Origin of the sequence: Vibrio rotiferianus (genome assembly GCF_002214395.1) — a bacterium.
Lineage (GTDB): Bacteria > Pseudomonadota > Gammaproteobacteria > Enterobacterales > Vibrionaceae > Vibrio > Vibrio rotiferianus.
Window position 1 is genome coordinate 926,476 of the sequence record NZ_CP018312.1, and the last position, 15,854, is coordinate 942,329.

A 15,854-nucleotide genomic window follows, 5' to 3' on the forward strand; every position below is an offset into this window, starting at 1 on the left:
CAGGATGTGGATTGAGGTGATTCATGCTAAATGACTTTCCATGGTTACAACCCGTTTGGGATAACCTCAAAACAAGTTTGGATTCAGAACGAGTTCCAGGTGCACTGTTATTACAAAGTGAGAAAGGCTTAGCCGTTGAAAAGTTGGTTGAGCTCTTTAGTCATTCACTTTTATGTCAAAACTACACCAGTGAAGCGTGTGGGTTCTGCCATAGCTGCCAGTTGATTCAGTCAAACAGCCACCCTGACTTACACTGGGTCAAACCAGAGAAGGAAGGGAAGTCAATTACGGTTGACCAGATTCGAGGGTGTAACCGTCTTGCTCATGAGTCTTCCCAGCTAAATGGCTACCGTGTGTTTATTATCGAGCCTGCGGATGCGATGAACGAGTCTGCATCAAATGCGTTGTTGAAAACACTCGAAGAACCGGGACAGAAGTGTTTGTTCTTGCTGGTGACGCATAATCAAGAGCGATTGCTTCCAACCATTCAGAGCCGTTGCCAGCAGTGGGTAGTTACGCCGCCTTCAACAGAACAAGCAATGAGTTGGATGAGCGAGCAGGGCACCTCGAAAGTGCCGCCGTACGCACTCAAGCTAAACATGGGGTCCCCCATAAACACACTAGAAGCGGTAAAAAACGGTGAGCTTGATGAGTACCAAGTGTTTGAGCGCTGCTTTATAGATACTTTGTCTTCTCCCGTTTCTGATGTGTTTCAATGTGCGTCTTTAATGGCTAAGAACCCGGACAAAACATTTGATTGGGCTTGGCACTTGTTAGCGGATGCACAAAAAGCGCAATTTGGTGTGGTCGAAGTGGACCAACTTCCGGGGGCTGATAAGTTTCCTCCGAGCAACTACAACGGCTTATACTTAGCAGCACAAAAATTGCTCGAATTAAAGGCTCAAATGCAAACCTTCCCAGGCTTAAACCTTGAGCTACTTTCTATGAATTGGTTAATTGAATCACGAGAGGCATTATGTTCGTAGATTCGCACTGTCATTTAGACAAATTGAATTACGATGATCTTCACATCAACGTTGAAGACGTTATTAATAAAGCAAAGCAAGCGAATGTCACAGAGCTTCTATCGGTTGGCGTAACGCTGGACTCGTTTCCTAAGATGCTGGAGTTGATCACACCTTATGAGAATGTTTATGCTTCTTGTGGTGTTCATCCACTCGACGTGGAAAGTGCGTTTTCATTAGAAACGCTACACCAACATGCGTCGCACGAAAAGGTGGTGGCGATTGGTGAAACGGGCTTGGATTATCACTACAAGCCAGAGATAGCTGCACTGCAAAAAGAACGTTTTGAGCAGCAAGTTGACTTAGCTGTCGAATTGAACAAGCCACTTATCATCCACACTCGTAATGCACGAGAAGATACATTAGAAATTCTTCGTAATGGTGGTGCCGAAAAATGTGGTGGCGTGATCCACTGTTTTACTGAAGATCTAGCATTTGCAGAAGCGGCGCTTGATTTAGGCTTCTACATCTCAATTTCAGGTATTGTGACCTTCCGCCAAGCAACAGAACTAAAAGAAGTTGTGAAAGCTTTACCACTAGAGAAGTTGCTCATTGAGACGGACTCGCCGTATTTGGCTCCTGTTCCTCACCGCGGAAAAGAAAACCAACCAGCTTATGTAGTGGAAGTTGCGGCCTATATTGCGCAGCTAAAAGGGTGTGCTTTATCTGAGGTCGGGCAAAAAACCACCGAAAACTTCCGAAATCTTTTTTTGCGTTAGAAATCATTAAATAGTTTAAAAAAGGGGCGTAAGCCCCTTTTTTGTTGATTAAAGCAACAAAACCACTAATTAATTTAATGTTTACTAAAAATGTTGATTTACTGAAGGCCTAAACCTACAAATGTAATTTTGTTACTAAAAATAACATCGTGGTTTATTTTATTTACGCACTAAAATTAATTTTATAGATATAAAATTAATTAAAAAACAATATCTTAGGTGTGGTGCAAACCTTTTCATTAGCTCGTTTTTCATGTGATCTAAGACTTGTTTTGAAACTAAATTTCGTAACTGTGTGGAAAGTTTGAGGGTCATCAATATATATTTAGAGCCGGAAAATATAATGCAACGTGTGGTTACATTTTCATTGGGTGCTAACATTTAGGCTACGGGGGTGTGCCGTTAGTGCCCAAATAATACTTATAATTTATCAGGAGCATAAACATGTTTAAGAACCTTTTTGCAAACCTGCAAAAAGTTGGTAAAGCTCTGATGCTACCAGTATCAGTGTTACCAGTCGCAGGTATCCTACTAGGTGTTGGTGCTGCCCACCTAAGCTTCATTCCAGAGATCGTTTCGAACCTAATGGAACAAGCTGGTGGCTCAGTATTCGGCCAAATGGCACTTCTATTTGCTGTTGGTGTAGCACTTGGCTTCACAAACAACGACGGTGTAGCAGGTCTTGCTGCAATCGTTGGTTACGGCATCATGACAGCTACACTAGGTGTTATGGCTGGCATCATGGGTGTTGAGAAAATCGATACAGGTGTACTAGGTGGTATCCTTGTCGGTGGTGTTGCTGCTTGGGCATTCAACCGTTTCTTCAAAATCCAACTTCCAGAGTACCTTGGCTTCTTCGCTGGTAAGCGTGCTGTGCCAATCATCACTGGTTTCGCTGCGATTATCCTAGCGGTAGTACTTTCTGTTGTTTGGCCTCCAATCGGCGGTGCAATCTCTGCATTCTCTGACTGGGCTGCGCATCAAAACCCACAACTAGCGTTTGGTATCTACGGCGTTGTTGAGCGTTCTCTAATCCCATTCGGTCTACACCACGTTTGGAACGTACCATTCTTCTTCGAAGCAGGTACTTGTGTGAACGCTGCTGGTGAAACTCAAAACGGCGTACTAACTTGTTACCTAGTTGCTGATGAAGCATCTCGTGCTGCTGGTAATGGCTTCGGTCAGCTAGCGGGTGGTTACATGTTCAAGATGTTCGGTCTACCAGCTGCAGCAATCGCTATTGCTCACTGTGCTAAACCAGAAAACCGCGCGAAAGTAATGGGTATCATGGCGTCAGCTGCACTGACTTCATTCCTAACTGGTATTACAGAGCCAATCGAATTCTCATTCCTATTCGTTGCTCCACTACTATACGGTATCCACGCTCTACTAGCTGGTTCTGCATACGTTGTTGCTAACACTCTAGGCTTCGTACACGGTACTTCATTCTCTCACGGTCTGATCGACTTCCTAGTTCTATCTGGTCACGCTCAGAAGATGGGTCTAATGATTGCTGTAGGTCTAGTTTACGCTGCAATCTACTACGTAGTATTCCGCACTGTAATTACAGCACTTGATCTGAAAACTCCTGGTCGTGAAGATGAATCTGAAGATGCAGTAGCGGCTACTGGTTCTGACATGGCAGGTGAGCTTGTTGCAGCATTCGGCGGCAAAGCTAACATCACAGGCCTAGACGCATGTATCACTCGTCTACGTGTTGCAGTTGCTGACACAGCAGCAGTTGACCAAGACAAGCTAAAACAACTAGGCGCTGCTGGTGTTGTAGTTGTAGCAGGTGGTGTTCAGGCTATCTTCGGTACTAAGTCTGACAACCTGAAAACTGAAATGGATGAGTGGATTCGTAACCACGGCTAATCTCAGTCATTCATAAAAAAGGAGGCTTCGGCCTCCTTTTTTTATTTTTGCTTTTCATTATCCCTTTCTTGTATGTGTCATAGTGGGTCGTTACTTAGCAATTAGCCACGTGATCTTGTTCTCAGACTTACGTTTGTAGCTTTTTTTGCACATCATTCTTACTCATTGCTGACACAATAAAACCGTATAATGTTTGAATTATGTACACTGTTTTTTAAGAGTAATGACGTGTATGAAAAAGAAAATAATGCTGGTCGCGGCACTGTTTCCCAGTGTTAGCATGGCAGCAGATCAACCGAAGAACTTTTCTGTAGGTATGGCAGTGGATCAGCAACTGAGTGTTGTAATTGAAATTGAAGACAAGTACCGCGGTATTATTGGTAATGATGGTATGGCATTTGATTACATCGCCAAGCGTGGCACATTCGACCAAAGCATGCCATTGACGTGGTATGTCGGTGTTGGTGGTTGGTATGAGTGGGATGATGAGTTCGGTGTCCGTGTTCCGCTCGGCTTAAACTGGGATTTATCTAAAGGCTGGGATCTGTACGCCCAAGTTCATCCGGAGATAGATTTTTATAAAGGACCAGATTTACAAATCGGTGGGGCGCTTGGTATCAAATACAATTTCTAATAGAGACAAAAATGCCGGCATTGAGCCGGCATTCGTTGTTGAAACTTATCTGTTCTAAGAATTAACGGCGTTATTGCTGTTTATTCATTGCTCTTTTGATGCATACCGCGGCTCCACCCCAAGTGATGCCAAGACCGATAATCATCATGATGATTGCACTTGTTGTCATTATGCTTTCTCCTTGCTCACGACGTTAATCAATACACCAGACACAAATAGTGCGGCGATCATTGCCCAACCAAGAGTTAGGTCGTAGCCACCGTAACCTTCTGTTAGAAGCGCATATAGCTTTGTTGTTAGGATAACGGCTAGCATGATAGGTGTGATAAAACGTAAACAGACTTCAAACCATTGACCAACCGAGAAATCAGAGCGCTCATTCACATAGCTATGAACTTCAGGGACTCGTTTTAGCAACCAAGTCATCAACACGATTTCAACTAGGCCACCAGCCATGATGCCGATGTTATTGGCAAAGTGGTCGACTAAGTCCAATAGAAGTAAACCGCCGTTGGTTGCAAATGCCATTGAGACAATAAAACCAGTGCCAATGACCACGTTTGCGGCTTTCTTACGGCTCCACTTTAGCTTGTCAATAACCGCAGATGTTACCGCTTCCATAATCGAAATATGTGAACTCAAGCCAGCAATAACCAATGCAAAGAAAAACAGTGGACCAAGAATATAAGGAGCTGGTAGCAGGTTAATTGCCGCAGGTAACGTTACAAACGCTAAGCCTACGCCTGCTGATACCACTTCTGTTAGCGGTTTCCCTTGCTCTTGAGCCATGTAACCCAATACCGAGAAAATCATGATACCAGCAAGGATAGAGAAGCCACAGTTGATCAAAACTGTCATGAAAGCGTTATTGGTGATGTCTGATTTCTCAGGCAAGTAGCTAGAGTAAGCCAGCATAATGGCAAAGCCGATACTCAGTGTGAAGAAGATTTGTCCGTATGCTGCTGCCCAAACTTTCACATCCCAAATCTTGCTGAAGTCCGGTTCGAACATATAGTTCACACCGTCTAGTGCGCCTGGAAGAAAAATCATACGTCCAATTAGGAAGAGCACCATGATGAACAATACTGGCATCATGATCTTAGAGGCGCGTTCGATACCCGACTTAACACCGCTAACGATAGCAATATAGGTAATTGCCCAAGCAATCAGCATAGAGAGTGCGATCTTCCATTGAATGCTGCCCAAGTTCGTCGGTGAGTTATCACCAAGCTTTAGGTATTCACTGAAGAAGAAAGCATTGGTATCGGCCCCCCAACTTTGGGTAAACGACATGCCAAAGTAAGAAATTGCCCAACCAATAACCGCAACATAGTAAACGGCGATGACGGCAGCAACGCCAACTTGGAACCAACCAAGCCATTCAAATTTTGCGTGGATTTTTGCCAATGTTTTTGGTGCAGAACCACGGTATTTTTGACCCATACTGAATTCAAGGATCATGAATGGAATACCTGCGGTGATCATGGCGAAAAGGTAAGGAATAAAAAACGCACCGCCGCCATTCTCATAGGCCATGTAAGGGAAACGCCAGATGTTACCCAAGCCGATGGCTGAGCCGACTGCTGCTAAGATGAATCCCGCGCGGGATCCCCATTGTTCTCGCTTCATATTTGACTCCTGTACAACTCCCTAAGGAATGAAGCTCTTCTCGGCAATGAGCAAAACCAGTAGAACAAAGGACAACTGTTATCCGTCAGCTTTCTGTCCGATATTCGGTGTTGGTATAAAATTCTGGTGTTTTGCTTTGCGTTGCCTAACAAGAAATAGAATTAAATGCTTTAAATTTTGATATGTGTTTGCAAAAGCTGAAATATTCTTCTGCTTTCTGTCTTCAGACTAACTTTTTACATTATTTAGCGCAATAGATTCTAAATGTTAATGACGATATTTTATCTGGTTTAAATATTGTTAATTAATCGTTTTGTAGGCTATTAGATCGAGGGGGAGGGTATCTTGTGAAATAAAATTGTGTTTGCTGGGTGTGATTTTGGTCAAATAATCTGTTTTTTAATATTAGGGCGTATCGCTATGTTCCCTACGCCCAATAGATGATTTTCCGTTAAAAGCCTTAACTAGAAGCGGAAGGTAAAACCAATATTTGATTGGAATTGGTTCATCCAGTCGGTTTCAAACTTGATTACACAGTTGGAACCGTCATCTGGCAGTACACACGCTCCGGACGTATCGTTATCAACAACAGTTCCAAGCCAACGGATTTGTGCTGTTAAGGCAAATTCCGGTGATATCGCGTATTCCATGCCTAAAAAAGCCGTGGCCGAAAACCCATATTTCGTATCAGCCCAATCTACATCGGTATAAGCGGCGCCTAAACCAATACCTAGCTGTGAAGACCAACCTTGGCTGATAGGGTACAAGATGCTGCTCTGAAAATGGAGATAGTGAAAATCAGAATTATTATTGACTCGTTCTAATTCTGTAGACTGGTAAGAGTAGAATAGACCCAATCGTCCATTCTCAAATGGCGTTTCAACAGCAAGTGCGTAGTTTGGCGATGGTTCAATGTCAAATTTTGCGCCATCCTCATCTTCAACATTTCCGCCGCCGGTAAAACCTATATAGGGAGTAATGATAACTTCTGCATGGCTGCTAATACTGCCCAGCAATAATGCACTCCCAATTAGCCACTTGATATTGTTCTTCATCTTGCTATCTCCCTATAGTAACTAGATTAATTGTGATGCCTTAGCCAAAATTGTGCGACTAAATTCGCCATTTCTTGAACATAATTCACACCGGTGTTATTAATTTGTTACAACAACAGGAGGTGTCTATGGAACACGATCTCAAATCTGCCCTACTCATTGTCGTAACAGTCTTTGCTGTCTTACTTACATTCGGCATCATAGCGATTACGACAGCTTAACCTAAGAGGTTGAGCCTATGATACGCAACAGCGGTATTATCACAGACAGCCACATAGAGCTTGAATTCTCAGTTTATGAGCACTATTGGCAAGGGAAAACAGCTTTGGTCGCTCAAGGTGGCGGCCAGAGAGGGATTTTTACCGCTGGTGTGTTGGATGCATTTCTACTCTCCAACTTCGATCCTTTCGATGAATTTTATGGTACTTCCGCGGGTGCTCTCAACTTGTGTGCATTTTTGTGTCGTCAGCATGGGATGGGAAAAGCGTTTATTACCGATCTTACGACTTCAACAGAATTCTTTAACTTATTCGGATATATCCGTAAGAAGCAGTACTTAGGGCTCGAATGGGCGTTAGAACGTATCCAAGAATACCCATATAAACTCGATCTCGATTTGGGACACCGCTCTCTTGGTCACCGAAAGGCATTTGCTGCGGTCACTGATACGCATTCTTTATCTGACCGTTATTTACCTATGCTAGGAAAACGCTGGTTCGAAACCATGATCGCGACTTGTGCGATTCCCAAGTTATATCAAGGAATCGTTAACATTGATGGCTCACAGTATGTGGACGGTGGGGTTTCTGCTTCCATTCCGGTGCAAGAAGCTTGGCGTCAAAATGCTCGCAATATCATTGTGATCAGGACTGAGCCATTCTCTCCGGCTCAAGCTAAAGAGAGTGAAACTGGTCAACATGTTGAGTGGTATCGAGAGTCATTCAATTCAGTTCAAGATACTTGGCAGCAGCGAGTTGAGCAATGGAAAGAAGATTGGAGCAACTTTTTACAGCAGAAAGTGGCGGCTGCTCATCAAACTAAAATGCCGGGGCATAAGTTATTAAACGGTGGGCGTTGGTTGTTTGGTGCAGATAACCTATATCGCCTGAGCCATTTGATTGGTGAACACTTTGACTCTGGCCTCGCAGACATGCTGATGATTCATTATCAGACATACGAATTGACCCAAGAATTTTTAGCGAACCCACCCGATGACACGTTTATTTTGCAAGTGGCTCCAAAAGAGGAATTGAGGGCTTCTTCACTGTTGAGTGAGCCCGAGGATTTGGAGCACGACTATCAACTGGGACTTCAAGCTGGGTTCAACTTAATCAGCCTCTATGATGAACTCAAATCGGATGGTTTGGAAAGGGCTTAAAATAGGCTCAATACTCGCTGAGAATATTGAGCCTAGCGAGAGGTGAGCCCTAAGCCGATAAGATTCGCATACAGTTCGTTGAGCCTACCACGTCCATTACATCGCCTTGGGTAATAATCACTAAATCACCTTCGTGTAATAGGCCTTGCTCTTTGAGAGTCTCAATCGCAGCATGTGCTGTTGTAAGCCCAACATCACCTTTGGAATCAAAGTATACTGGCGTTACCCCTCTGTATAACGCTGCGCGGTTGAGGGTCGATTCATTTCGCGAAAGAGCAAATATCGGCAGACCAGAGCTTAATCGAGACATCATCAATGCTGTTCGGCCAGATTCGGTTAATGCGATCATCGCTTTGATGCCTTCCATATGGTTGGCAGCATACATCGTCGACATTGAAATGGTTTCTTCAGCCGTTTCAAAAGTTCGGTCTAAGCGGTAGCTAGAGTGATTTGCTTCTGACATCTTCTCAGCACCCATGCACACCTCGGCCATGGATTTAACCGTCTCTACCGGGTAGAGGCCTGCTGCTGTCTCTCCCGATAGCATAACGGCATCTGTTCCATCTAACACTGCGTTGGCTACGTCCATGACTTCAGCACGTGTTGGCATTGGGTTTGCCATCATCGATTCCATCATTTGGGTTGCTGTAATGACAAGTCGGTTTAGGCTACGAGCACGGCGAATAAGTTTCTTTTGTACGCCAATCAGTTCTGGGTCCCCGATCTCTACACCGAGGTCACCACGTGCAACCATTACTACATCAGAAGCCTTGATAATGTCATCAATAGAGTCGTTGCTTGCGACAGTTTCGGCGCGCTCGACCTTAGCGACCAATTTTGCTTCCAATCCTGCGTCTCGTGCGAGTCGACGGGCATAGTGCATATCCTCCCCATTACGAGGGAAAGATATTGCTAAGTAATCGACTTTGATCTCCGCAGCCGTCAATATATCGGCTTTGTCTTTATCCGTAAGGGCATCGGCAGATAAGCCACCACCTTTTTTATTAATGCCCTTATTGTTCGAAAGAGGGCCACCTACGGTCACTCGAGTATGGACTTTATTACCTTCAACTTTCGTTACCTGTAGTTGTACACGCCCATCGTCCAATAAAAGAATGTCATTAGTGGTGACATCTTGTGGAAGCTCTTTGTAGTCAAGTCCAACAGCTTCTTGGTTACCTTCGCCTCTTGGGAGATCGCTGTCTAAGGTAAATTTGTCACCCACGGCCAGAGTGATTTTTCCTTCTTTAAACGTGGATACGCGGATTTTGGGGCCTTGAAGATCTCCTAAAATAGCAACTTGTCGCCCGAGTCTTGCCGCTATCGCTCTTACTTTTTCAGCTCTGAGTCTGTGGTCTTCGCTGGTGCCGTGAGAAAAGTTCATACGGACGACGTTTGCGCCAGCTTTGATGATATCCTCAAGGACGTTGTCTTTATCTGTAGAAGGGCCAAGAGTTGTAACGATTTTTGTTCTTCTTAGTGTTGAAGTCATAAATTCTCCGAGGAATGCGATGTAGGGACGAGATAAGTATATGCACAGTCTTTAGCTATTGTTCACTTTTAGCGCAAAGCTCTGTAGAAACACCATGCTTCAGACTTTGGTTCCTAGTTTGAGGAAAAAAATAAGTGTCTTGCCATTCAATTTATCAGCAGTTGATTTTCTGTTATTTGATTGAATACACAAACAAACATGTTTATACGTGACGCTTGTCACGGGGATCTATCAATTCACTTCACAATTACTTCGCAAAGTAAAAAAATTACCGAGTTATAGAATTTCGGAGTGCAAGATGTACATGGCTCAACCGGGCCATATTGATCATATCAAACAGGTCAATGCTGGTCGTGTATACAAACTAATTGACCTAAAGGGTCCAATTTCTCGAATTGATTTATCCAAGCAAAGTGAGCTTGCGCCTGCGAGTATCACAAAGATCACTCGAGAACTAATTGAAGCCCACCTTATCCATGAGACGACGGTGCAAGAAGCTACGAGCCGTGGACGTCCGGCGGTAGGGTTGCAGGTCAATAATGAAGGTTGGCAGTTCTTGTCGATGCGTTTAGGCCGAGGCTATTTGACGATTGCACTTCATGAACTGGGCGGTGATGTTCTTATCGATACCAAAATCGATATCCATGAGCGTGATCAAGACGACGTGCTTGAACGCTTGCTTTACGAAATTGATGAATTTTTTCAAACTTATGCCGATCAGCTTGATCGCGTGACTAGTATTGCGATTACACTTCCTGGCCTCGTGAATTCAGAACAGGGAATTGTATTGCAAATGCCGCATTACAATGTTGAAAACCTAGCGCTTGGTCCTGAAATCTACAAAGCGACGGGGCTACCAGTCTTCATTGCTAACGATACTCGAGCTTGGGCGCTAGCTGAAAAGCTGTTTGGTCACTCACAAGAAAACGATAACTCGGTTCTTATCTCTATCCACCACGGACTCGGAGCAGGCATCATCCTTGATGGACGAGTACTGCAAGGTCGTCACGGAAACATCGGTGAACTCGGGCATATCCAAATCGACCCGAATGGGAAGCGCTGTCATTGCGGTAACATTGGCTGTCTAGAAACGGTAGCAAGTTCGCAAGCTATCCGCGAAGAAGTGGTGAGCCGTATTGCGGATGGTGAGCCGTCTATTCTTGCTGAACAGGAAGAGATGAGTATTGAAAGCATCTGTGAGGCGGCAGCAAACGGAGATCCGCTAGCCGTTGATGTGATTGAAAAGCTTGGTCGTTATTTAGGTTCAGCTATCGCTATCGTAATCAATCTTTTCAACCCTGAAAAGATTCTAATCGGTGGGGTTATCAATCAAGCAAAAGATGTGCTTTATCCTTCGGTTCGTCGCTGTATTGAAGAGCAAAGCCTTCCTGTTTACCACCAAGATCTTGAATTAGTCGAGTCTCGCTTCTACAAACAGGCAACAATGCCTGGTGCTGCGCTAATTAAACAAGCCCTTTATGACGGTCAATTGCTGATGAAGGTGATTGAAGGTTAATCCTTTTTTCGTAGGTTTAGTGAGATAGCTACACCTACGAAACCGTGTTCATTGCTATATTCTCTCCATTCATGTAATTTCCTCTAATTATCAAGGCAACTTAACTTTTTCTCATTTGAGCCGATATTGTAAGAAAGTTGCTTGTCATTTTTTAAGGTAGTAGGAAGTCGTATGTCTGGAGTTTTAAATACCGTTGATCAGCGTACAAATTTAGTAGGTGAGAACCGACTGGAATTATTGTTGTTTACTTTAAACAGTCGACAATTGTTTGCTATTAACGTCTTTAAAGTAAAAGAAGTGATTAAGCTACCTCCGTTAACCAAGCTTCCTGGCTCACATTACAATATTCGTGGTGTTGCTTCTTTACGTGGAGAAGCTGTTCCGGTTATCGATTTACGTCAATCTATTGGTTTTCCTCCTCTGCGTGGTGATGCTGAGGAAGAGAACTTGATTATTACTGAGTACAACCGCTCTATTCAGGGCTTTTTAGTTGGTCCTGTACGCAATATCATCAATACGGCTTGGACCGAAATTCAACCGCCGCCGAAGACTTCAGGGCGTTCAAATTACTTAACTGCGATTACCCAAGTCAAAGAAGGGGATGGTTCGCAGATCGTAGAAATCATAGACGTTGAAAAGGTTTTAGCTGAAATCATTCATTATGATGTGACGATCTCTGAAGGTATTTTGGATCAGAATCTTGTTCAAGAAATGGTGGGTCGTAATATTCTGATTGTGGATGATTCTTCTACAGCTCGAAACCAGGTTAGGGACACCTTGTCTCAGCTTGGTCTAAATATCATCGAATGCTGTGATGGCCTTGAAGCCTTAACTTTGTTAAAGCGTTGGTGTGACGAAGGTAAGGAAGTATCTAAAGAGCTACTTATGATGATTACCGACGCAGAAATGCCAGAGATGGACGGATATAAGTTGACTCACGAAGTTCGTACCGACCCACGCATGTCCGATCTATTTGTTACTCTGAATACGTCATTAAGTGGCAGTTTCAATGAGGCAATGGTGCAAAAAGTAGGTTGTGATCGCTTTATTTCAAAGTTCCAACCCGATTTGTTGGTAGAAGTTGCCCAAGAGCGTTTACGTCAAGTCGTTTATCCTGAGGGATAAAGGACAGTTACAATTTACCGTATAAGCTGTGGTGATTAATCGCCCTGCTTTTGCTATGCTTTAGTTACATATTTTTTACAATGAAATATGTAAGGTATACCACGTCACTTTTCACCTACTAACATAGGGCAGTTCCTTTTAATGATATGGCTAACATCTAAAGTCGTTATGACTTTATCTTTGTTACTGTATAGGGAATACAAGAAAAAGCGTACGGAAGCGGAAGCTGATAATTAATTCAGCGGATTTGAGAAGGGAGGGCTAACCTCCCTTTTTTTGTCTAGCCCTTACTTTAGTGGCACAGCTCTTAAGGTATTATTTCTTAATGGAAATCACGCGATTTACTTTTTAGTTCAGCAAGATTGTGTGTGTAGTCGATGAGCTTCCCTGCGATTACGTGCGTCACTTCCCCTTCTCGTTCTAGAATACCTTTGACCATCAATACTTTTGAGGTGAGATAAGCCTGCTTTTGAGCACGTGCGGTTGCTCGCCATACCACCACATTAATGTTGCCCGTATCGTCTTCTAAAGTGAAAAAGGTCACGCCTGCTGCCGTGCCAGGAGATTGTCTGCCAGTGACGACGCCGACGACCGTTACTAAAGATTTGTGCTCTTTTTCTACCAACTGCTTCATCCGAGTAAAGCGTGGTAACTTGCCTGCCTCTTCCAGCAAAGTAATTGGGTGGCGACTTAGTGATAGTCCGGTACTGGCGTAATCTTCTATCAAGCTCTCGTATTCAGAAGGCTGAGCTTGGTAACTCATCACTGGCTCTTCCACATGAGTGAACAAGGGTAAGTCTGATAACGAATCCATCGCTGCCCAACGTGCGTTATAGCGATTGCCAGAAAGGATCTGAAATGCATTGGCAGAGGCGAGTAATTCAATATCGCGGCGGTTTCTTAAGATTTGTTTTACCTCTTGGATACTGCGATAGCCAGTTTTTGGTCGGCGTTCGACCAGTCGAGAAGCACTCTCTTGGTTAAACCCTTTCACTAATCGAAGCCCCAGTTGAACACCAAATCGACCATTAGGACGCTGAACCAAATGATGCTGATACGAAGAGTGATTAATGCAAACAGGCAGCACTTCCACGCCATGTCGGCGAGCATCTTGCACCAGTTGAGAAGGGCTATAAAACCCCATCGGTTGGCTATTAAGTAGGGCTGTATAGAACTCAGCCGGGTAATAGAACTTTAACCATGCGGAGCAGTAAGCCAGCACCGCGAAAGAGGCGGAGTGACTTTCTGGGAAGCCATACTCACCAAAGCCGCAGATTTGGTCGAAGATGCGCTCTGCAAATTCCAAGTCATAACCGCGCTCAAGCATCCCGTCGATAAGCTTTGGCTTGAACTTGGCGAGATCGCCGTTCTTTTTCCATGATGCCATTGCTCGTCGAAGTTGGTCGGCTTCTCCGCCACTGAACCCTGCTGCTACCATCGCGAGTTTGATCACTTGCTCTTGGAAAATCGGCACGCCCATAGTGCGCTCTAGTACGCTTTTTACTTCTTCCGATGGATAACTGATCGGTTCTTCACCGTTACGCCTTTTTAGAAACGGATGCACCATATCGCCTTGGATTGGGCCAGGACGGACAATGGCAATTTGCACCACCAAGTCATAGTAACGCGCGGGCTTTAAACGCGGCAGCATGCTCATTTGCGCGCGAGATTCAATTTGGAATACGCCAACGGTATCGGCTTTTTGGATCATGCGGTATACGTGTGGGTCATCTTGCAGGCGCGTGATCTCAGCAATCGATAGGGATCGCTGGTGGTGTTTCTCAACCAATTGAAAGCATTTACGGATCGCGTTTAACATGCCCAGTGCCAGTACATCGACTTTCAGTAACTTTAAGCTTTCTAAATCATCTTTATCCCATTGAATAATCGTACGATCTTCCATTGAGGCATTTTCGACAGGCACCAGTTCATACAAAGGGCCTGATGAAATCACAAAGCCGCCCACGTGCTGAGATAAATGGCGCGGAAAGCCGATGATCTCGTTCACCAACTGGATAAACTGCTGGCCTTTTAACGATTCTGGTTGCAGCCCTAATTCGATGATTTGTGCTTGCCAACCTTGGCTGCGATCACGTCGATTAACGTTTTTGATGAAGAAGTCCAATTGCGTTTCTTCTATCCCCAACGCTTTACCTACTTCACGCACGGCGCTTTTAAAGCGATAGCTGATGACGGTGGCTGCCAAAGCGGCACGCTCGCGCCCGTACTTCTTGTAGATATATTGAATGACTTCTTCACGGCGCTCGTGTTCAAAGTCGACATCAATGTCTGGCGGCTCTTTTCGCTCCCGGCTAATAAAGCGTTCGAACAGAACTGAGATTTGTCTAGGATCGACGGCGGTGATTTCTAAGCAGTAACACACCACCGAGTTTGCCGCAGAGCCTCGTCCTTGATAGAGAATGCCTTGCTGCTTAGCGAACATTACAATGTCGTGAATGGTGAGAAAGTAATAGTGATATTGCAGCTCTTCAATAAGGGCTAATTCATTCTCGATGGTTTGATGAATGTCTGCGGGTACGCCTTCAGGAAAGCGCAGTTTTTTACCATGCTCGACCAACATTCGCAGATAAGAGGTAGGGGTGTAACCGTTTGGTATCAGTTCGGTTGGGTATTCGTATTTTAGATCTGAGAGGTTGAAGTCGCACAAGTCCGCAATGTGGGCGCTTTCAACTAACCATTCGGATTTGTAAATTCGAGAGAGTTTGTTCAATGGACGCAATGCTCGTTCGGCATTGGATAAACGGCCAAAGCCCAACTTGTCGACGCTACAACCATGCTTAATTGCTGTCAGGACATGTTGCAATGGTAAACGCTCAACAGCATGCATCAAGACGCCACCACAAGCGGTAATCGGCAATTGAAACTCGCTTGCCAGTAACTCACAGTGTGTGGTGTAGGCGTCATCATCGCCACCTAAATGACGCTGAATCGAGACCCATAAGCGATGAGCGTGATGCTGCTGGAGCCAACGCCCCCAATAATGGTCATTCTCCTGATGAGTCGGAAGCCATAACACAAGGCAGTGACGAATTGACATTAAGTCCCATTCAGATAACTGATAGCTGCCTTTCTCGCTGCGGCGTCTCGCATTGGTGATGATCCGACACAGCTCAGCGTAAGCTTTACGGCAGGGGCAAAGTAGTACCACTTGGCACTCGCCATTGAGCCAAAACATGCTGCCGACAATTTGTTTGATGTCGAGTTTATGTTGCTCGATGGTCGCATGGGCTTTCACTACGCCCGCAACCGAGCACTCATCGGTGATCGCAATGGCTTGATAGCGATAAAATGCCGCCTGCAACACCAACTCTTCTGCATGAGAAGCACCAGTGAGAAAGGAGAAGTTGGACTGACAAAACAGTTCTGCGTAACTCATAACGACCTA

General features: G+C 44.6%; 13 protein-coding genes. 8 read left to right on the forward strand and 5 right to left on the reverse strand.

Features of this window, described 5'->3' with window-relative positions:
* Positions 1-23: 23 nt before the first annotated feature.
* The 4 genes from BSZ04_RS13380 to BSZ04_RS13395 all read left to right on the forward strand — a co-directional run bounded on the left by BSZ04_RS13380 (position 24) and on the right by BSZ04_RS13395 (position 4,253).
* Positions 24-986 carry a DNA polymerase III subunit delta' gene (locus tag BSZ04_RS13380; protein WP_088880551.1) on the forward strand — a complete coding sequence of 321 codons (963 nt, stop codon included), beginning with the start codon at positions 24-26 and terminating at the stop codon, positions 984-986.
* Entirely contained in the window at positions 977-1,744 is a 768-nt protein-coding gene (locus BSZ04_RS13385; RefSeq protein ID WP_088880552.1) for a TatD family hydrolase, read from the forward strand. Before BSZ04_RS13380 ends, BSZ04_RS13385 begins: the two co-directional genes overlap by 10 nt.
* A gap of 444 nt (positions 1,745-2,188) precedes the next feature.
* Positions 2,189-3,619 (forward strand): PTS glucose transporter subunit IIBC, encoded by a 1,431-nt coding sequence (ptsG, locus tag BSZ04_RS13390; RefSeq protein WP_088880553.1) that lies wholly within the window; start codon positions 2,189-2,191, stop codon positions 3,617-3,619.
* A 232-nt stretch (positions 3,620-3,851) separates the two neighbouring features.
* Complete coding sequence (locus tag BSZ04_RS13395) at positions 3,852-4,253, forward strand: hypothetical protein (RefSeq protein ID WP_029561012.1); 402 nt, start codon at positions 3,852-3,854, stop codon at positions 4,251-4,253.
* A 70-nt stretch (positions 4,254-4,323) separates the two neighbouring features.
* On the opposite strand, the gene BSZ04_RS13400 is transcribed toward BSZ04_RS13395, so the two are convergent.
* The 3 genes from BSZ04_RS13400 to BSZ04_RS13410 form a co-directional block, all read right to left on the reverse strand.
* Positions 4,324-4,422 carry a MetS family NSS transporter small subunit gene (locus tag BSZ04_RS13400; protein WP_010449261.1) on the reverse strand — a complete coding sequence of 33 codons (99 nt, stop codon included), beginning with the start codon at positions 4,420-4,422 and terminating at the stop codon, positions 4,324-4,326.
* Positions 4,422-5,882: a sodium-dependent transporter gene (locus BSZ04_RS13405; RefSeq protein ID WP_088880554.1), complete on the reverse strand. Its 1,461-nt coding sequence runs from the start codon at positions 5,880-5,882 to the stop codon at positions 4,422-4,424. Before BSZ04_RS13405 ends, BSZ04_RS13400 begins: the two co-directional genes overlap by 1 nt.
* A gap of 464 nt (positions 5,883-6,346) precedes the next feature.
* A complete protein-coding gene (locus tag BSZ04_RS13410; protein ID WP_088880555.1) occupies positions 6,347-6,937 on the reverse strand; it encodes a porin family protein in 591 nt (196 codons plus the stop codon).
* Between the two features lie 128 nt (positions 6,938-7,065).
* Between BSZ04_RS13410 and cydH the strand changes: the two genes are divergently transcribed.
* Together cydH and BSZ04_RS13420 are read left to right on the forward strand one after the other, a co-directional pair.
* The gene (cydH, locus tag BSZ04_RS13415; RefSeq protein WP_010449255.1) at positions 7,066-7,158 is read left to right on the forward strand and encodes a cytochrome bd-I oxidase subunit CydH; all 93 of its coding nucleotides are present in this window, start codon (positions 7,066-7,068) and stop codon (positions 7,156-7,158) included.
* A 17-nt stretch (positions 7,159-7,175) separates the two neighbouring features.
* Positions 7,176-8,315: a patatin-like phospholipase family protein gene (locus BSZ04_RS13420; RefSeq protein ID WP_071234672.1), complete on the forward strand. Its 1,140-nt coding sequence runs from the start codon at positions 7,176-7,178 to the stop codon at positions 8,313-8,315.
* A 49-nt stretch (positions 8,316-8,364) separates the two neighbouring features.
* On the opposite strand, the gene pyk is transcribed toward BSZ04_RS13420, so the two are convergent.
* The gene (pyk, locus tag BSZ04_RS13425; protein WP_088880556.1) at positions 8,365-9,807 is read right to left on the reverse strand and encodes a pyruvate kinase; all 1,443 of its coding nucleotides are present in this window, start codon (positions 9,805-9,807) and stop codon (positions 8,365-8,367) included.
* A gap of 298 nt (positions 9,808-10,105) precedes the next feature.
* On the opposite strand from pyk, the gene mlc reads away from it, so the two are divergent.
* Together mlc and BSZ04_RS13435 are read left to right on the forward strand one after the other, a co-directional pair.
* The gene (gene mlc, locus BSZ04_RS13430) at positions 10,106-11,323 is read left to right on the forward strand and encodes a sugar metabolism global transcriptional regulator Mlc (protein WP_010449249.1); all 1,218 of its coding nucleotides are present in this window, start codon (positions 10,106-10,108) and stop codon (positions 11,321-11,323) included.
* A gap of 171 nt (positions 11,324-11,494) precedes the next feature.
* Entirely contained in the window at positions 11,495-12,448 is a 954-nt protein-coding gene (locus BSZ04_RS13435; RefSeq protein ID WP_010449247.1) for a chemotaxis protein CheV, read from the forward strand.
* 322 nt (positions 12,449-12,770) lie between these two features.
* Here the strand turns inward: BSZ04_RS13435 and BSZ04_RS13440 are convergent, their stop codons facing one another.
* Complete coding sequence (locus BSZ04_RS13440; RefSeq protein ID WP_088880557.1) at positions 12,771-15,845, reverse strand: error-prone DNA polymerase; 3,075 nt, start codon at positions 15,843-15,845, stop codon at positions 12,771-12,773.
* Positions 15,846-15,854 lie beyond the last annotated feature (9 nt).